Annotated in this window: 10 protein-coding genes, 1 pseudogene and 1 other annotated feature; all 11 genes and pseudogenes read left to right on the forward strand. The window is 39.1% G+C overall.

The features are described 5' to 3' along the window. Window positions 1-221 precede the first annotated feature (221 nt). The 11 genes and pseudogenes from D3H64_RS01960 (at window position 222) to D3H64_RS02005 (ending at window position 20,416) form a co-directional block, all read left to right on the forward strand. On the forward strand, window positions 222-407 hold the full coding sequence (locus tag D3H64_RS01960) for a hypothetical protein (protein ID WP_121564326.1): 186 nt from the start codon (window positions 222-224) through the stop codon (window positions 405-407). Beyond that, the gene (locus D3H64_RS01965; protein ID WP_121564329.1) at window positions 397-1,998 is read left to right on the forward strand and encodes an ABC transporter ATP-binding protein; all 1,602 of its coding nucleotides are present in this window, start codon (window positions 397-399) and stop codon (window positions 1,996-1,998) included. Before D3H64_RS01960 ends, D3H64_RS01965 begins: the two co-directional genes overlap by 11 nt. A 367-nt stretch (window positions 1,999-2,365) precedes the next feature. Further along, window positions 2,366-2,626: a binding site (T-box leader), on the forward strand. 64 nt (window positions 2,627-2,690) lie between these two features. After that, window positions 2,691-4,154, forward strand: coding sequence for an anthranilate synthase component I family protein (locus D3H64_RS01970; protein WP_121564331.1), 1,464 nt, complete (start codon window positions 2,691-2,693; stop codon window positions 4,152-4,154). After that, complete coding sequence (locus D3H64_RS01975; protein WP_121564333.1) at window positions 4,151-4,726, forward strand: aminodeoxychorismate/anthranilate synthase component II; 576 nt, start codon at window positions 4,151-4,153, stop codon at window positions 4,724-4,726. The genes D3H64_RS01970 and D3H64_RS01975 overlap by 4 nt, the downstream gene beginning before the upstream one ends. Window positions 4,727-5,419: 693 nt before the next feature. Beyond that, on the forward strand, window positions 5,420-5,827 hold the full coding sequence (locus D3H64_RS01980) for a GNAT family N-acetyltransferase (RefSeq protein WP_121564335.1): 408 nt from the start codon (window positions 5,420-5,422) through the stop codon (window positions 5,825-5,827). Between the two features lie 668 nt (window positions 5,828-6,495). Continuing rightward, on the forward strand, window positions 6,496-14,838 hold the full coding sequence (locus D3H64_RS01985) for an Ig-like domain-containing protein (RefSeq protein WP_121564337.1): 8,343 nt from the start codon (window positions 6,496-6,498) through the stop codon (window positions 14,836-14,838). Window positions 14,839-15,954: 1,116 nt separating this feature from the next. Further along, window positions 15,955-16,119: pseudogene (locus D3H64_RS01990) on the forward strand (sugar O-acetyltransferase); the annotation flags it as partial. Window positions 16,120-16,294: 175 nt separating this feature from the next. Next, on the forward strand, window positions 16,295-16,735 hold the full coding sequence (locus D3H64_RS01995; RefSeq protein WP_121564339.1) for a GNAT family N-acetyltransferase: 441 nt from the start codon (window positions 16,295-16,297) through the stop codon (window positions 16,733-16,735). 119 nt (window positions 16,736-16,854) lie between these two features. Further along, window positions 16,855-17,538, forward strand: a complete 684-nt coding sequence (locus tag D3H64_RS10315; protein WP_199700118.1) for an ABC transporter transmembrane domain-containing protein — start codon at window positions 16,855-16,857, stop codon at window positions 17,536-17,538. 5 nt (window positions 17,539-17,543) lie between these two features. After that, window positions 17,544-18,698, forward strand: a complete 1,155-nt coding sequence (locus D3H64_RS10320; protein ID WP_199700119.1) for an ATP-binding cassette domain-containing protein — start codon at window positions 17,544-17,546, stop codon at window positions 18,696-18,698. After that, window positions 18,698-20,416 carry an amino acid ABC transporter ATP-binding/permease protein gene (locus D3H64_RS02005; protein ID WP_121564341.1) on the forward strand — a complete coding sequence of 573 codons (1,719 nt, stop codon included), beginning with the start codon at window positions 18,698-18,700 and terminating at the stop codon, window positions 20,414-20,416. Before D3H64_RS10320 ends, D3H64_RS02005 begins: the two co-directional genes overlap by 1 nt. Window positions 20,417-20,606: the final 190 nt, after the last annotated feature.

The following is a 20,606-nucleotide window of genomic DNA, read 5'->3' on the forward strand; positions in this document are numbered from 1 at the left end:
ATAATTGACATCTTTTTTTTTTTTTTTTGCGAGTATAATAATATTTAGTTTTGAAGAGGGGAGGGTTAGTGATGATTAAAAAAGTCACAAAAGTAGCATCAAGTAAAGACACTCCGGTTATTTGTCACTATGACCAAAATTGCTAGTTTATCAACTATAGAGAAGCCTCGTATTGATGATATATTCGATAACCAGGCTTTCTATAATAAGGAGGCTATTCGATGTATTATCAACTGAAACCATTTCTTCGTGTATTATATAATAAAGAAACTAATATTGTTCGAAGCGGAGAAAGTAAATTGTTAAATCAGACGGTTGTTATCAATTTAAGCGACCTTACTTTGCATTGGAATAACTTTAGGAAAAAGGAAGACTGTCCAGTCTGTGGTGATCATTATGATAAATAGAGTATGGAGTAAGCCAAAATATCTATTAATGTCTATTGTACTTGTTTTAGCGTCTCTAGATGGGGTGGTAATTGCCGATTTATTTAAAAATTTAATCGAACTTACCCACCAAGCAAATGAGAAAGCATTTTTGGCCTTAATTGAAAAGATACTCATAGTTTATGCGCTTGTTGGTATATCTAATTATGTGTATAATCTCATGAAATATCGATTTGCTTTTGATGCTAATCTTTTTTTGAAGGAAAAAATCGTTCGGCATTTTTTGGTACAGCCTTTTGATCCTGAAACACAAGCCAATATCAAAAAAGAAACACTGTCTTTTATGTTGAATGACATGAAATTATTAGAAACAAATTATCTTTTCCCATTCTTTGACTTTTATTTGTATATCTCTTATGCAACTACAGCTTTTATCTATAGTCTCTTACTTGATCCGGTATTGGCACTTGTGTTTTTAGCTTTTTCATTAGTTCCCTCTATAGTGCCAATGATCTTTAAAAAGCCATTGGCCAAGAAAACAGATCACTGGACTGATTGCAACCAAGATTATACGGAAAGAATGAATGAAACTGTTGAGGGAGCAGAAGAGATCAAAGAATTTCATCAAGAAGAAGTCTTTCTCAGTCGAATGATGAAAACTATTTTAGGCAGCGAAAAAGCCTTTTTGGATTTGCATAATCTACAATCCTTATCGCTATTTAGTGTGGGCACCATTTCCGTTCTATGTTGTGTATTACCTTTAGCTATTGGAGGGTTTTGGGTCATTCATCAACAGGCTAGTCTGGCTAATTTAGTAGCTGTATTTTTTGCTTCCGATCGCATCATTACACCGCTTAAATTATCGATTAATATTTATAATCAATTTAATTCAGTTAAGACCATAAGAGGTAAACTGGAAAGGATTATAAAAGCTGATGAGCAATTGCCTGAGAAAGAACAAGCAGCTTTACAGGGGATTTTGATTAAAGAAGGCAAGATGGTTCTTAAAGATCAGCTGATTCTCCAAGATATCAATATGGAATTAAAGCCCTATGATAAAGTTTTAGTTGTCGGGGAAAGTGGGGCTGGAAAGAGCGTTTTATTGAATCTTATTCGAGGCAATTTATCGCTTACTGATGGAGAATATAAGCGACAACCAGAAGATGCCAATCTTCTTTTGGGCTATCAAAAGGATTGTGTTTTCAAGGATTCTTTGAATTTTAATATTTTCTTTTCAGATAAAAAGATAGATGAAAAGCTAAAAAATGTCTTTGATATTCAAGATCAATTCCCTCATACTATTGCCTATCAAGGGGAAAATATATCCGGTGGGCAAGCTAAGCGTATCAATCTGGCTAGGCTCGTTAATCATGGGGAAAATTTGTTATTGGATGAACCTTTTCAAGGTTTAAGTAGTAAACAGTCTGAAAGGATAGAAAGTTATTTACTCCATCAGACCCATCTTTTGGTCTTAACGAGTCATATTCTTCATGAAGAAAACTTACCTCTTTATTCCATGTTTATCGTTGTTGAAAATAAGAAAGTTCATATTTATCGGGATTTAGCTACATTTAAACAAAGTAGTTATTATCAGAGAAACCACTTGGCTTGAAAATCTGAGAGATTTGTAGCTTGAGATGAAGAGAGGATGGGACTGGCAAGATTCTAAGGTTAGTAGGAATCTATTTTCTCTAGCTCTACTATATCTTATTAGCTTAAACGGATAGTCAATCGTGTGCGATAACAACTGACTACTATAGGCGAATGGGATATCCTACAATAAAAAGTCGCGGATAGTCAATTGTGTGCGATAACAACTGACTAGTCTAGGTGAATGGGATATCCTACAATAAAAAGTCTAGGGAAAAGGATGGGCTCAACTTGAAATAGGATGTAAAAAGCAAAGTGAGATAAGTTGAAATAGCTATTGACTTTAAATAAATAGGGTGTTAAAATTCTAAACAAATTTAATAAGATATATTAAACCGATGAAGCGGAGATAAAAATAATTATGCCTATACAGAGAGTCTAAGTGGCTGAGATTAGACTAGAAACAGATTATTAAATGGACCGCTGAGGGCGCAGTGAAAAGTTTTTCTGAGTATTCTGCGACGTGTGCATACGTCAGTTGCTAGGGGTATGTTAGTACCCTGATAGAGAGGATGGTAGGATCTCTGAAGGAGATTCGTTTTACCATCAAAACAAGGTGGCACCACGAATATGGCTTATTCGTCCTTGACAGATAGTTTGTCTGTCAGGGACTTTTTTTATGCAGGAATGGTTGGAAATTAAAGGAGGGTAAAAATGAATATTTCGCATACGATTGAAGAAATAAGAAGTATATGTAAAAGGGGGAATTTTGATGTCTTCCCCCTATCAATGGAAGTGGTAGGAGATTGCACGACACCGATAAAACTTCTTAAAACGCTAAAAAAGCATTCTAAAAAGGCTTATCTGTTAGAATCTGTTACTAAAAATAATATTTGGGCGAGATATTCCTTCCTTGGTTATCGTCCTAAACTTGAAATTAGTTTAAGAAATAATCTGATGCAGATAGGTGAAAAAACGATTGAAACAAATGATCCTAATGCAGAATTAAGGCGAATACTGCAAGACTATAAAGCCCCAAAACTTGAAGAACTCCCACCATTTACTGGGGGCTTGGTCGGTTATTTTTCCTTCGATTATTACAAGTATGCCGAAAATACCGTCATTAGGGATGTGTCGGATGACTATCAATTCAAGGATTTAGAATTGATGTTGTTTGACAAGGTGATAGCCTTTGATCATTATCGCAATAAAATTATTATAATCATTAATGTATCACTGAAAGACCTTGAGACTTCCTATAATCAAGCGATAGAGGAATTTAAAGAGATCAGAGACTTGTTAGTTAAAAATGAAGAAGTCGTTGATAATGGCCATATTATAGGGCAATGGAAAAGTTTATTTCAGAAAAAAGAATTTTGCCAGATGGTTGAGAAAGCCAAAAAATATATATACGAAGGTGATATTTTCCAAGTTGTCCTATCGAATGTGCTCTATGCAGGTTTCAAGGGTTCTCTTGTAAATGCTTATCGGAAATTAAGAAGTATTAATCCGTCGCCCTATATGTTTTATTTTTGCGGGACGGATATTGAAATTGCCGGAGCCAGTCCAGAAACTTTAGTGAAGTTAGTGGACGATAAACTCTATACTTTCCCATTGGCTGGGACGAGGCCGAGAGGGAAAAATGACAAAGAGGATGAGGCTTTGATAAAAGATTTATTGAGCGATGAGAAAGAAATTGCTGAACATAATATGTTGGTGGATCTTGGACGAAATGATTTAGGGAAGATATGCCAATTTGGCACGGTGAAAGTCGATAAGCTGCATACCATAGAGAAATTTTCACATGTGATGCACATTGGTTCTGTGGTTAGTGGGAGAATTGACGACCAATATGATGGCTTGGATGCCATAAGTGCAGTTTTACCAGCGGGGACTTTGTCAGGTGCTCCTAAAATTCGAGCCTGCCAGATTATATCTGAACTGGAAGGAGACAAAAGAGGCCTCTATGGTGGGGCGATTGGCTATCTGGATTTTTCTGGGAACATGCAAACTTGTATCGGCATACGGATCATTTTCAAAAAGAATGGGACAGTATTTGTGAGAAGTGGTGCTGGAATAGTCTACGATTCCAAGCCAGAAAAAGAATACCAAGAGTGTATTAATAAAGCAAAATCATCAGTTAAAGCATTGGAAGATCTTGAGGAATTTGAAAAATGATATTAATGATAGATAATTACGATTCATTCGCCTATAATTTATACCAATTAATTGGAAAATATGAAAATGATATTAAAGTCATCAGAAATGATGAATTGACACTAGAAGAAGTGGAAAAACTTCATCCAGACAAGATTATTATTTCTCCAGGGCCAGGGAAATGTGAGGACGCTGGAATTATCGTAGATTTGATCAAGACATTAGGATATCAAATACCTATTTTAGGGGTTTGTCTAGGTCACCAAGCTATTTGTCAAGCTTTCGGTGGAGAGATTACCTATGCGAAAAGATTAATGCATGGGAAAGTTTCTACCATCAAAATTGACAAGCAAGCTACTTTATTTAAGGGTTTGCCGAGTGAAATAAAGGTAGCTAGATATCATTCACTAGCTGCAGATAGAAAAAGTCTGCCGAGTGAATTACGGGTGATTGCTTCTGCGGAAGATGGCGAAATCATGGCTGTGGAGCATAATAGCCTCCCTATTTATGGCCTACAATTTCATCCGGAATCTATTATGACGCCTTGTGGGGAAGAGATTATTCAGAATTTTTTAGGAAAGATGCCTGAATAGTTTCGTCGTTATAGGGGGAGAGGAATAGAATAAGCTATTGTAAGTTTTGCCTTATAGCTAGTTACAATCTATGGGTAGGACGAGCAATAGCTTTTTTTACCGTATTTTTTTGACAATTGCTCGGAAAGTTGATGAGCAAGATGACTGACAGTGTAAAATTTCTTGTGTAAGCTCCAAACAACCATAGAAAAAGGGCCTGCCTTTTGTAAGATTGTTGAAATATTGTAGAGTTACAGTAAATATAGCTCATAATATCGCCAATATTAATTTTAATACGCCAAAATCAGAATAATGGCGAAATGATTCTTGTCATTTTTTATTTGCTGGATACATTAAATAATGCTGACAATATTTTACTGCCTTAGATTAATCGAATAGGGCGGCTGATTGAGTGATTATAGCCCTTATGTGCTTAGCGTGATAGAATGACTATAGGCATACCCTGGGATAAGGCTCACTGTTTGGATATATGATGAAAAGGCAACTGGCTATAAGCCCCCCTAGATGGTGGATGAGATATTTTGGACTTGGAATAACAAAAGTTACTGGAATGGACAATAGGAGGTGTGAATAAGTGATGATGGATTGGTGCCTTTGAGTTCGGAATGGCAGCGTAAGCGCTAACTTTTTTTGAAGATGCCAACTGAAAAGCGTGGATGTATAGTAAGAGCTATTCAAATGGGAGGTGTTTTTATGGAATATGTGGCAAATCCGGATCTTGATTTCGATCAGGTGCTCCATCTTTATCAGGCCAATCAATGGACAAACTACACGACTCATCCAGAGATGCTTCGTCAGGCGATCAGTCATTCCCTCTACATTTTAGCTTGCTTTGAAGAGGGGGAGCTTGTTGGCTTAATTCGATTAGTAGGAGACGGCTACTCCATTATTTTTATCCAAGATATTTTGGTGTTACCCGACTATCAAGGCCAAGGGATAGGGACTCGACTAATGAAACAAGCATTAAATGAGTTCAAAGGGGTCTATCAAATTCATCTGCTGACGGATAAGACAGAGAAGACGAAAGCTTTTTATGAAAGTTTAGGCTTTATTGAGGTGGGAGACATGGAATGTAGAGCATACAGCTATTTGCCCCATTAACTGCTGGGCTGGGGATTTAGCGAGAGGGCTAGTCTAGAATATATTTTTTGAAAAATATGATGAGGACAAGTTATCGATTTTTTTGGTAACTTGTCTTCTTTTTGTGTAAGTGATTTCTTTTATAGGGAAAGTTTTTTCAACATAAGCGATAAGGTAAAGTTTACTTTTTTTCTAAAAAATAGATTCCAAATTTGGGGTTGATTAGAAATAAAGAAAATTTACGACTTTCATTAATCTTTTTTATAGAATCTTCATCAATTAGTGGTCGTTGGAGTGTCTAAGTGATAATTTAATAGTATTTAAAACTATGAAATAAAAAATTACTTTTGTAACGAATTGTTTTCTAAAAAAAGTGACAGATGTCATTATTTAAATGGATTCTTCACAATTTAACTGTGCTTAAATGGAATGATAAGACTCTTGTTAATATGTTATTTTTGTTGTTATAATAGGAATCTTTAAGTTCTTAAGCTGTTCTTTTGATCTCTTTTTGAAAAACTAGTAGAAAGCATTTTTATTCATAACAAGGTGAAATGAACATGAAAAAAAATTGCTTTTCGATAAACGTTACTTGATTTTACTGAATATTAATTTATAATAAATAGCCGTATAATATGCTATTTATATACAGAAAATCGTTCGCAAAAATATGAAAAGGGGATTAAAGAATGGTCGGAAAGAACAATATAAAAGAACTTCGAAGAAAAAATTCTAGAAAAGTTACTCGCTACGGGATTAGACGATTGAATGTGGGGGTTGCTTCTGTAGCTGTTGGGGGCTTGCTGTTTTTATCTCAAGCAGCCATTGCTAATGTTCAAGCGGATGAAGAAGGAATCAATTCTTCCAATACGCTCAATATCAATAATGCTGATCAAGGAGCTAATGGGTTAGCCAGCAATGGCGATAAAGAACAAGCTACTGCGACTTCAGAAAAAGAAGTTAAAGAAGAGGATAAAGCTGTTCTTTCAACCGACCCTAAATCTGAAGAAAAAGACGCTTCAGTGAACGAAGAATCTGCTAGTCAACCAACTGAAAAAGAAAACGCTCCTGTAGGGACACCAGCTTTAGAAACAAGAGACTTACGACCAGTTGCTGCTACTACTGCTGGATACTATAGTGGAGCTAATGAGGATCGTAATAATTCTTTTGACAGCTTAGCCAAAAAAATACAGGCTTCTAATGATCCGAAGTCTGTTTTAAGAAATGAATTGAAAGAAGTTTATGGAGATAAGGATGCAGAAGGTATTCTAGCTCTTGTAGATTTCCGGAAGATTGTCAATGGGACTTCTTTACAAGAAGAAGTGATGAAAGCGGGAATTGCTTTTGCCAACAGTCGTCGTTTCTTGGATAAAGTGAGCCTATATGCAACTTTTGAGGCGAATAAGGGGAAAGATGTTTCTGGGAAAATGAATCCAGTGATATCACTAAAGGTGCCAGATCCAAGGAAACCAGTTTATCCTAATTTAGGACAAAGTGTGTATTTAGATTTTACTGTTGATGTACCTGAAGATGTTAAAGAGGGGGATTATTTTGTCATTGATTATGGCAAATTTATCCAACCAGGTGGACTTGAATTTCCGATTAACACAAGTAATTTAATCACCAAAGAAGGGTCTGTTGTTGCAACGCCTACGTATGATGTGGAACGTAACCAAGTGGTTTATAAATTCACCAATTGGGTTAATAGCCGTGGAAATATTAAGGCATATTTGAGGGAAGCTGTCTGGCCAAAGCGTGAAGCAATTAGAGATAATAATAAAGCTTATCCTATCACAGTTACAGTAGCAGGGAAGAAGTATACGCAAAAGATTTCCTATGATTACGGTAATAAAGATAATGGTGTGCATAAACTTTTGCATGGGCAAAGTATTTCTGTTGATCAAAGTAATCCAAATAAATATAGATTAACTCAAGTTTGGCATATCAACCGTGATGGGAAAAAAGTGCCTAATGGTGATCATACGATATTGTTTGAATCTAAAACCGATAATTTAGAGTATATTAAGGTGTACGAAGTTTTAGATAATAGAGCTTTTACAGATAGCGGTAGTTTAGATATCAATCCTGCCTATGTAAAAGAACTGCAACTGAACCCTTACACAGATAAAGAAGGGGTTCGTGTGAACGTTGGCAAATATGTAGCGCAAGGGAAACGTTTTATTGTTAAAACAGTGTCAAATCCTAAAGGAAAAGCTGCTGGTTACTATAATAGTGAGATTTTTCTGTCTCTTCGAAACAAACAAAATGTATCTGAAGCTTATCAAGGTTTATATTTAGGTTATAATTTCAGCGACTCTGTAGTGACTGGAGATAAGGTTCCGGGCTTGTTTGTAGAAAAGCATCGCTACGAAGTAACTGATGAACATGGGCGTTTAATCGGTGTAGACGAGTTAGTGACTAGATCACCGCAAACCGGTCTTAAAACTGAAAAGTATACCACCAAGCGTGAAGATCGTGAACATTACACATTTGTACGTGCTGAAAATCCAAAGAATGAACCGACCTATTCGCCAGAGGGTAATGAAGCTAGTGGCTTCTTTAAGCCTGGTAAGACACAAGAAATTACCTATGTTTATCAACGCAAATTGAAAAACTATGAAATGACTGTTGAAGATTCGTCTTATGAAACTAAGTATCAATTTGACAAAAACGTTAAACCAGGGGAAATCAAGGAAATTCAAAAGGGGCAAGACAAACGAGTTCGTGTGTTATATGAACATGTGAATCCTAAAGATATTCCTAACTTTAATCCAACTGACTTTAAACAAATGCGTGGCCAATTTTGGCGTGAAGTGTCTCGTGAAGTGATCCAAGAAGCCAGACCACAAATTTTCGCCTTTAACCTCAAATCTATTGTGAGAACGGATAAGAACAGTGATGGTGGGGTAACCATTATTTATAGTGACGGTGAAAAAGTCATCATTCCTGGACCAGATAAACCGAAAGAACCATTAAAACCAAATAAACCAATCGTGAAAGTAACACGTGGTGAAGGTAAACATCCTGAAACTGGTAAAACAGTGAAGGGGAGCTGGGTTACGGTTCAAATTTATAACCCTAATACGGATCGCTTTGAAGATAGTGAAACGACAAGAACCTTTATTCCTGATGGCTTAGATGGACAAAAAGGTGACAAGGGTGACCGAGGACCTCAAGGGCCAAAAGGTGACAAGGGTGACCAAGGCCTGAAAGGTGACAAAGGAGACCGTGGTGAAAAAGGTCAAAAAGGCGATAAAGGTGACAAGGGTGACCAAGGTTCGAATGGTAAAGATGGCAAGGATGGGTTGACGCCAGAAGTTACCGTTAAAGATAACAAGAATGGTACACATACTGTTACTGTTCGTATGCCACATCGTGACGAAAAGACAGGCGAGATCACTTATACTGAAACCACAACCATCATCAAAGATGGTAAAGATGGTGACAAGGGTGAAAAAGGTGACAAGGGTGATCGCGGTGAACGTGGTGAAAAAGGTGCCGACGGTCAAAACGGTAAAGACGGTAAAGATGGTAAGGACGGGAAAGACGGTCTAACACCAGAAGTAACCGTGAAAGACAACGGCAACGGCACTCACACTGTAACTGTACGTACCCCACACCGTGATGAAAAGACAGGTGTCGTGACTTATACTGAAACAACTACTGTGATCAAAGATGGTAAAGACGGTAAGTCTCCAGAAGCCAAAGTAGTGAATAACGGTAACGGGACTCACACAGTTACTATCAAGAACCCAGATGGCACCGTTACTGAAACCATCATCAAAGATGGTAAAGATGGTGACAAGGGTGATCGCGGTGAACGTGGTGAAAAAGGTGCCGACGGTCAAAACGGTAAAGACGGTAAAGATGGTAAGGACGGGAAAGACGGTCTAACACCAGAAGTAACCGTGAAAGACAACGGCAACGGCACTCACACTGTAACTGTACGTACCCCACACCGTGATGAAAAGACAGGTGTCGTGACTTACACTGAAACAACTACTGTGATTAAAGATGGAAAAGACGGTAAGTCTCCAGAAGCTAAAGTAGTGAATAACGGTAATGGCACTCACACTGTTACTATCAAGAACCCAGATGGAACTATCACTGAAACTGTCATCAAAGATGGTAAAAATGGTGACAAAGGTGACAAGGGTGAACGTGGTGAGAAAGGTGCCGACGGTCAAAACGGTAAAGACGGTAAAGATGGTAAGGACGGGAAAGACGGTCTAACACCAGAAGTCACCGTGAAAGACAACGGCAATGGCACTCACACCGTAACTGTACGTACCCCACACCGTGATGAAAAGACAGGTGTCGTGACTTATACTGAAACAACTACTGTGATCAAAGATGGTAAAGACGGTAAGTCTCCAGAAGCCAAAGTAGTGAATAACGGTAACGGGACTCACACAGTTACTATCAAGAACCCAGATGGCACCGTTACTGAAACTGTCATCAAAGATGGTAAAAATGGTGACAAGGGTGATCGCGGTGAACGTGGTGAAAAAGGTGCCGACGGTCAAAACGGTAAAGACGGTAAAGATGGTAAGGACGGAAAAGACGGCCTAACACCAGAAGTAACCGTGAAAGACAACGGCAACGGCACTCACACCGTAACTGTACGTACCCCACACCGTGATGAAAAGACAGGTGTCGTGACTTACACTGAAACAACTACTGTGATCAAAGATGGTAAAGACGGTAAGTCTCCAGAAGCTAAAGTAGTGAATAACGGCAACGGAACCCACACTGTTACCATCAAGAATCCAGATGGCACTGTTACTGAAACCATCATCAAAGATGGTAAAAATGGTGACAAAGGTGACAAAGGTGACAAGGGTGATCGCGGTGAAAAAGGTGCCGACGGTCAAAACGGTAAAGACGGTAAAGATGGTAAGGACGGGAAAGACGGTCTAACACCAGAAGTCACCGTGAAAGACAACGGCAACGGCACTCACACTGTAACTGTACGTACCCCACACCGTGATGAAAAGACAGGTGTCGTGACTTACACTGAAACAACTACTGTGATCAAAGATGGTAAAGACGGTAAGTCTCCAGAAGCTAAAGTAGTGAATAACGGCAACGGGACACACACTGTTACCATCAAGAACCCAGATGGCACTGTTACTGAAACTGTCATCAAAGATGGTAAAAATGGTGACAAGGGTGATCGCGGTGAACGTGGTGAAAAAGGTGCCGACGGTCAAAACGGTAAAGACGGTAAAGATGGTAAGGACGGGAAAGACGGTCTAACACCAGAAGTCACCGTGAAAGACAACGGCAATGGAACACACACTGTAACTGTACGTACCCCACATCGTGATGAAAAGACAGGCGTTGTGACTTACACTGAAACAACTACTGTGATCAAAGATGGTAAAGACGGTAAGTCTCCAGAAGCTAAAGTAGTCAACAATGGCAACGGGACACACACTGTTACCATCAAGAACCCAGATGGCACTGTTACTGAAACTGTCATCAAAGATGGTAAAAATGGTGACAAAGGTGACAAGGGTGACAAGGGTGAACGTGGTGAAAAAGGTGCCGACGGTCAAAACGGTAAAGACGGTAAAGATGGTAAGGACGGTAAAGACGGTCTAACACCAGAAGTAACCGTGAAAGACAACGGCAACGGCACTCACACTGTAACTGTACGTACCCCACATCGTGATGAAAAGACAGGTGTCGTGACTTACACTGAAACAACTACTGTGATCAAAGATGGTAAAGACGGTAAGTCTCCAGAAGCTAAAGTAGTGAATAACGGCAACGGAACCCACACTGTTACCATCAAGAATCCAGATGGCACTGTTACTGAAACCATCATCAAAGATGGTAAAAATGGTGACAAGGGTGATCGCGGTGAACGTGGTGAAAAAGGTGCCGACGGTCAAAACGGTAAAGACGGTAAAGATGGTAAGGACGGTAAAGACGGTCTAACACCAGAAGTAACCGTGAAAGACAACGGCAACGGCACTCACACTGTAACTGTACGTACCCCACACCGTGATGAAAAGACAGGTGTCGTGACTTACACTGAAACAACTACTGTGATCAAAGATGGTAAAGACGGTAAGTCTCCAGAAGCTAAAGTAGTGAATAACGGCAACGGGACACACACTGTTACCATCAAGAACCCAGATGGCACTGTTACTGAAACTGTCATCAAAGATGGTAAAGATGGTGACAAGGGTGAAAAAGGTGACAAGGGTGATCGCGGTGAACGTGGTGAAAAAGGTGCCGACGGTCAAAACGGTAAAGATGGTAAGGACGGGAAAGACGGTCTAACACCAGAAGTCACCGTGAAAGACAACGGTAATGGCACTCACACTGTAACTGTACGTACCCCACATCGTGATGAAAAGACAGGCGTTGTGACTTACACTGAAAAAACTACTGTGATCAAAGATGGTAAAGACGGTAAGTCTCCAGAAGCCAAAGTAGTCAACAATGGCAATGGTACACACACTGTCACCATCAAGAACCCAGATGGCACCGTTACTGAAACTGTCATCAAAGATGGCGCTAAGGGTGATAAAGGTGACAAGGGTGAACGTGGTGAGAAAGGTGCCGACGGTCAAAACGGTAAAGACGGTAAAGATGGTAAGGACGGGAAAGACGGCCTAACGCCAGAAGTAACCGTGAAAGACAACGGCAACGGCACTCACACCGTAACTGTACATACCCCACACCGTGATGAAAAGACAGGCCTTGTGACTTACACAGAAACCACAACTGTGATCAAAGATGGTAAAGACGGTAAGTCCCCAGAAGCCAAAGTAGTCAACAATGGCAATGGTACACACACTGTTACCATCAAGAACCCAGATGGCACCGTTACTGAAACAATCATCAAAGATGGTAAAAATGGTGACAAAGGTGACAAGGGTGATCGCGGTGAACGTGGTGAAAAAGGTGCCGACGGTCAAAACGGTAAAGACGGTAAAGATGGTAAGGACGGGAAAGACGGTCTAACACCAGAAGTCACCGTGAAAGACAACGGCAACGGCACTCACACTGTAACTGTACGTACCCCACATCGTGATGAAAAGACAGGTGTCGTGACTTACACTGAAACAACTACTGTGATCAAAGATGGTAAAGACGGTAAGTCTCCAGAAGCTAAAGTAGTGAATAACGGTAACGGGACACACACTGTTACCATCAAGAACCCAGATGGCACTATCACTGAAACTGTCATCAAAGATGGTGACAAGGGTGAAAAAGGTGACAAGGGTGATCGCGGTGAACGTGGTGAAAAAGGTGCCGACGGTCAAAACGGTAAAGATGGTAAAGACGGTAAGGACGGAAAAGACGGTAAAGATGGTAAATCGATTGTCGCTACTGTCGAAAGAGGAGATCATAAGGGTAAAGCAGGCGCATGGCTTGTGATTCGTGATCGTGAAACACTAAAAGAAATTGATCGTGAATTTATTGCGGATGGTGTCGATGGTAAATCAGCAGACATTTCGTCTGAAGAAACCAAAGATGGCTTAAAAGTCACTATTCACCACGCTAATGGGACAACACATACTCATCTGATTAAGCATGGTAAAGATGGTAAGGACGGAAAAGATGGTAAATCCATCACCGCTACTACTGAACCAGGTACATTTAAAGGAAAAACTGGTGTTTGGGTAGTTATTCGTGATAGAGCGACTGGTCAAGAATTAGATCGTGATTTTGTTGCTGATGGAGTGGATGGTAAAGACGGTAAGGATGGTAAAGATGGTAAATCTCCTATTGTCTCAACCGAAAAAGTCTTCGATAAAGACGGCAAAGAAATCGGTGTAAGAATTACCGTGAAACATCCAGATGGAACTGTTGAGAGTCAAGTCATCTATCATGGTCGTGACGGAAAAGACGGTAAAGATGGTGAAGCACCAAAAGTTCGTGTAGAACCTGGTAAGGATGGCCAAGGAAACTTAGGTAGATGGTTGATCATCGAAGATAAGAATGGCAAGGAACTTGTTCGTGAATTTATCCGAGATGGCAAGGATGGAAAGACCCCTACAGCTAAAGTTGAACCAGGTAAGAATGAAAAAGGTGAAAGTGGTCAATGGATTATCATTCATGATGGAGATGGAAATGAAACTTCCCGTGAATTTGTCCGTGATGGAAAAGATGGTAAAGACGGTAAAGATGGATTATCATCTACTATTGAAACGACTCCTGGTAAAAATGCGGATGGAGAAAGTGGCTTATGGGTCATTGTAAAAGATGGCTATGGTAAGGAAATTAGCCGACACTTTGTTCGTGATGGAAAAGATGGAAAAGATGGTAAGGATGGTCGAGGGATCAGTAAGATTTATAATGGAAATGGGAAGTTAGTGGTGGTTTACACCGATAGAACTAAAGTGGTTATTGAACTTCCATGCGCTAATGTTTGCCCAGCTCCAAAACCAGCTACTCCTAATCCTTTCCTTGTATTGAAAGTTAAAGGAAAAGATCGGACACCAAACAATCCGAAACCAGTGACACCAGAAGATCGGACACCAAACAATCCGAAACCAGTGACACCAGAAGACCGGACACCAAACAATCCGAAACCAGTGACACCGGAAGATCGGACACCAAACAATCCAAAACCAGTGACACCGGAAGATCGGACGCCAAATAATCCGAAACCAGTGACACCGGAAGATCGGACACCAAATAATCCAAAACCAGTGACACCGGAAGATCGGACACCAAATAATCCAAAACCAGTGACACCGGAAGATCGGACACCAAACAATCCGAAACCAGTGACACCAGAAGATCGGACACCAAACAATCCAAAACCAGTGACACCGGAAGACCGGACACCAAACAATCCAAAACCAGTGACTCCTGAAAAACGTATTCCAAAGGTAACCAAACCAGAAGTAAAAGTAACTGAGCCAACTCATAGGACAGCAGTTGAACCAACAGTTCCTACTTTGCCACAAACTGGTGAAGCAGGTAGAGAAGTAGTAGGCCTTGTTGCAACAGCTACGATGGTTACAGGATTGGGCGTATCAACTCTTCGTCGTAAAGAAGGATAAGAATTTAGTGAGGCTCTAATTTTATTGAGTCATGTCAAGTCTTTGCTTGATGATACTTAATAGGATCCTCGCCACTAACTATCGATCAGGCATCCTTTCTAGTAGTCTTGTTTTAGGCCTAAACAAAGGATGTCTGCGATAGAAAGGATTAATGAATGAACTCTTGATTTTTTGTACAGATGATGAGAAGTAGCCTTAATATTATTGAGGGGGACTTCAGCTATCTAACTTGCTTTTGAAAGCTTGATGTTTTTGGGAGTGTCATTATTGGCCTTTTAAAAGGGTTGAGTTACAGTGAGTGGGATTTAAGTAATAGCGAGCTTGTACAGACTTAAACTGTTCATTTTAACAAGTCATGAGCTTAAATCATGATTCAAACAAAAAGAGGCTGGGAAACCAGCCTCTTTTTTATTAAGGGGGGACTCGTCTTATTGTAAGCGGGCGACTATTAGTTGCTCATCTTCTATGACGTGGCCGTAAGTGGGCATCTACTAGCTAGCTATCCTTTTTGACTATATTCCTGTAGAGTAAAACTAACTCATACAGAAAGGAAGCCCTAAATAAAAGTATCGATATGGCCAAAGTAAAATCGTTAATGCCCCACATGGTTAAGGCAAGATGTTCTTCTTTTTGACGAATCTACCCATCCTTTTTACTAGAATTTCTTTAAAAATATCGCTACTTTAAGCCAATTGGTACCACTTACAATATAGCATATCGTTCTTACAAAAAAGCCTCGGTCTATCTAAAAATCAGATAGCAGAGGCTTTTTTATTTAGCTAAATGGATGAAGAGCTTTCATCACTAGAGATTATGCAATTATATCAATGTAATTTTACGGTGTCGGATGAATAGCTTAGACAGTTAAAGCTTGCATTTTTAAGGCATTTTATAGATAGGGTCATCTATTACATGTAGCTACAAAGCTAATCTTATTGTGCTCAGCAAGATAGAAATGAGCTAGACTAATAGAGCTACTTTTGACAAAATAGAAAGGAGCTGGCAAATAATAAAGAAGGAAAGTAAATCGTTGATCCAAGGTATTCGAACTAAATGGCTATGAACTTAAGATATCAGCTGTGCGTTCTTTTATAATTAGAAACAGGAGAAGCTACATGGGGAGCTGGAGTACAAGTAATGCCTGGCGTGACTATTGGGGATAACACGGTGATAGCTGGGGGCAGTGTAGTGGTGAAGGACATTCCTGAAAACAGCTTAGTTGCAGGGAATCCTTGTAGACTTATTAGAGAAATAAATGAAGCAGACCGAATGACGGATTGAAATAAGTCGTTCAGATGACTATTTAACAAGAAAAAATTTTGGGGGAAGTTATTGCTGGGGTTAAAGCTAAGGGAAGCTTTTCCCATCATTATAAAAACAGGGTAATAGCATGAAGTTGCATTTCATATTAGGTTGATAACATGAATGATATTTTATATAAGGGAGTGATTTGATCATGAATATTAGAAAAGTAGTCCATTCTGATATCATAGCTCTAGCTCAGTTAATGTTATCTGTCTATAATGCCCCACCGTGGAATGAGGAGTGGACAGAAAAAACAGCCCGACAATCTTTGGAGTCATTGCTAACTTTTCCTCATTTTTATGGGAATGTGATGGAAAAAGACGGGAAAATAGTTGCTGCCATGTTGGGCCATATAAGGATATATGCGACAGAAAAAAGTTATTATATGGATGAATTCTTTGTTTCACCGACTTGTCAAGGGCAGGGCTTTGGAAGTCATTTATATCAAACAACGCTCAAAGAATTAAAGCAAGAGGGAGTTGCTGGCAGCTTTTTTACTAGTTTAAAGAATAGTCCAGCCTATCATTTTTATAAGAAACAGGGAGCAAAGGATTTAGCCGATTCAGTTTGTTTTTACCATCACTTGTATTGAAAAAAGCTATCACCATATTGCTCTAGTAATCGAATCATTTTTATAAAAAGGCAATCCTGGTTGGCTAGAAAAGGGTGGCTAACTTGTACTTGAAATTTACGACTAGAAAGGGGTCTAGCATGATTGAAAAAGAAATATTAGCTTATTGTGGGAAGGCAAAAACTTATTTAGCCCAATCTTTGGCTTATAATTGTTGCAAGCTTTTGGCCAATGTTGTTTTTTCGGCTGTTTTGGCCAATTTTTTGAATTTCTTTCTAAAAGGAGAATGGCTACTTTCTTTTCCATTGTCTGGATTTCTACTCATCTTATCCCTTATTTTGAGACAAGTGAGTTTGAGAAATTCTTGGAAAGCCAATCAAGAGTTAGTGAAGGAATTGAAGATTAAATTACGGCAGTCTTTGTATCGAAAGGTTTTAGAATTAGGAACTTTATATAGGGAAACGATGACGAGTCAAGAAGTTTTACAGAATGGTGTGGAAGGGATTGAAAATTTAGAGAGTTATTTTGGACTCTATCTCGGGCAATTGTATTATTGTATATGTTCCACCCTAATTCTTTTTCTGATTATTCTTCCGATACAAGCTAAAGTAGCCTTAGTATTGCTTACTTTGTCTCCCCTTATTCCTCTGTTCTTAGCCTTTATTTTGAGGATGGTCAAGAATGTTCAGAGAAAATATTGGTCTAAATACGCCGATGTAGGTAATTTATTTTTAGATAGTTTAGAAGGAATGACTACTCTAAAAGTTTTCCAGGCAGATCAAGCGAGAGCTAAAGAAATGGAGGAGCGATTGTCGGGACTCTAGTGTCTTTGAAACAATATCAAGCAGGAGACTTGAATTTGTATGCCTTGCTTTTCATTCTTTTGTTGATTATGGAATTTTTTGTTCCTATGCGTACTTTAAGTTCCTATTTCCATATTGCGATGACAGGGATAGCTTCCGCTGAAAGAATCCTAGACCTGATGAAAAGAAAGACCGATTTTTCATACGGTGAAGCCGATTATCAAAAAGAGAGTGATTTATCAGTAAGGCATCTTTCTTATAGCTATGCGGATGGATTCGAAGCCTTAACAGATCTTACGATGCAATTTCCCTATCAACAACTGACGGCTATTGTTGGCCCTTCAGGTTCTGGGAAGTCTACCTTAGCAGCTTTGCTAGCTGGTCAGTATCAAACTAAAGAAGGACAAGTGTTTTGTGGAAATTTGCCTTTTCAAGAATTAAAGAAAGATGAAATAGCGAAAAATGTGATTCGGATTAGTCATGATGGTCATCTTTTCCAAGATACGCTGAAAAATAATTTACGCCTAGCGAAGGAAGAGGCGACGGAAGAAGAAATGATTCGAGTACTTGAAAAGGTTGGCTTGTTGGACTTTTTTAAAACCAGAGAAGGATTGGAGACGATGATTCTATCGCAAGGAAAGAATTTGTCAGGCGGTCAAGCTCAGCGGGTGTGTTTAGCTCGTGCCTTGTTGTTTGATGCCCAAGTCTATATTTTTGATGAAGCGAGCTCCAATGTGGATAGCACGTCAGAAAAAATTATTTTAGAGCAAATTTATCGTTTATCACAGGAAAAGACAGTGGTTTATATTTCCCATCGATTGGATACAGTTAAGGAAGCCAGCAATATTTATGTTTTAAATCATGGCCACTTGATAGAACATGGCCAGCACGACCAGCTGATGAAGGAAAAGGGGCTATATAAAAAACTTTACCAAGAGCAAACAGCTATCGATCGTTTTTTGACAGATGATCTAACGGAGGAAGAGCTTGATGATCTGGAAGACGTCACCAGTGAGGCAGAGCTTGTTGATTTAGGAGATAGTGCCAGTGAGGCAGAGCTTGATGATCTGGGGGATGGTATCAGTGAGAACGAACTTGACGATTTAGGAGCCCCCACTACAAGGGAAAGAAAAACTGTAGCGAATAGAGCTAGAAAGGATTTGAGAGGGGAGAAAGGCTAATGAAGCAAACGTATACCAATTCCAATATAATGAAAAAACTCATTCATTTAGTTTATCCCTTGTTGCCAGTTATGCTAGTAGCCATATTTTTGGGTACGCTAGGTTTTCTCTTATCTTTTGGCATTAGTATATGGGGAGGATATGCCCTATTATCACTTTTACCTAAAAGTCTTGTGACAAGTCCACTGGCTTTTTATGGACATCATTTTTCCTTCTATGTGAACCTATTAATCGCTTGTGGTATTTTACGTGGGCTTTTCCGTTATGGAGAGCAATTTTGTAACCATTACATTGCTTTTAGGATTTTAGCGCAATTGCGTCATCATGTTTTTCATGCCATGCGAAAGCTGGCTCCGGCCAAATTAGAAAGAGAAAATTCTGGGCAACTGATGAGTTTGATTATGGGGGATATTGAATTGCTGGAGGTTTTTTATGCCCATACTATTTCACCTATAATGATTGCTTTATTGACCAGCTGCTTTTTGGAAGGATATTTCTGGACTATTCATCCTCTTTTAGCTCTAGGGGCTATGTTTTCGCAATTACTTTTAAGCGTATTTTATCCGATGCGTGTGGCTAAAAGGAACAAATTAATTGGTGAACATTTACGAAAAGAAGTGAGTCAGTTGAACGCTTTATTTTTAGACCAACTCAAGGGCTTAAAAGAAGTGATTCAATATGATCAAGGCAGTCACTTTTTAAAAAAAATAGACAAGACGAGCCGAAATTTATTGTTTTGCCAAAAACAACTTAAAAGGCAAGAAATGACGATGAAAACGCATATAGATTCAGTCCTTCTTTTCCTTATTGTGGGCTTTGCTCTTTTGAATGTAACTTTATTTACAAGAGGGCAAATTTCTGCGGGAGCAGCTTTTATGGCTATCTTTTTATATCTTTCCAGTTTTGCCCCATTTTTAGCTTTAGCCAATTTGGGAGTCACTTTATCGCAAACTTTGGCGAGTGGGTCAAGAATTTTGGATATTTTAGAAGATAAACCTCTGATAGAAGAAGTGACACAAGGTCAAGATATTGATTTAGAAAAGCTTGAAGTAGACCATCTGGCTTTTTCTTATGATGGGCAGAAGTTACTAGAGGATATTTCTCTAGTGATCAAATCAGAGGAGAAAGTAGGCATTAAGGGGCCTTCAGGTTGTGGGAAGTCGACACTATTGAAGTTACTGATGAGATTTTTCGACGCTGATCGAGGGAAAATACGTTTAAATGGGCTAAATATTAAAGAAGTGAATAGTCAGTCGATTTATAGGAATATAGACTATATGACTCAGACAACTAGTCTATTTACTGGTAGCATTAGAGATAATCTCCTTATGGCCAACCCTATGGCGACGGATGAAGATTTGTGGGAGGCCTTGAGAAAAGCTTCCATGGATGAAAGGGTGCGCTCTTTAAATCATCAGCTCGATACGAGGGTTTCAGAATTAGCGGATAACTTTTCATCTGGTGAAAAGCAACGGCTTGGATTAGCCCGTATCTTTCTGACGAAGAGTAAACTAGTTCTTTTAGATGAGCCGACCTCTAATTTGGATAGCCATAATGAAGCAGTTATTTTAAAGGCTTTGAAAGAAGAAATGAAAGATCGGAGTATTCTACTGGTTTCACATCGCGCCTCTACTTTAGCTATTTGCGATAGAATTTTTAACATGAAAGATGGTTGTTTAGAAGAGTTGGAAAAAGGGGGAGCTATAAAGAATAGCTGAATGTTTAAGCAAGCGCTACTACTTTATAGATCGGCTATCTTTGAATAAAAAAGCATGATATAATCAACTGATGTCTGTTGAATTTTTAGACGAGAAGGACTTGACGAGTGATAGATCGCCCTAACCCAAGTGAAAGTTCCGAGAAAAATAGGGCAGTAGTTAGGGTTTACTCAAAAACGATTAGGAAGAA

Origin of the sequence: Atopobacter sp. AH10 (genome assembly GCF_003664595.1) — a bacterium.
Classification (GTDB): domain Bacteria; phylum Bacillota; class Bacilli; order Lactobacillales; family Aerococcaceae; genus Atopobacter.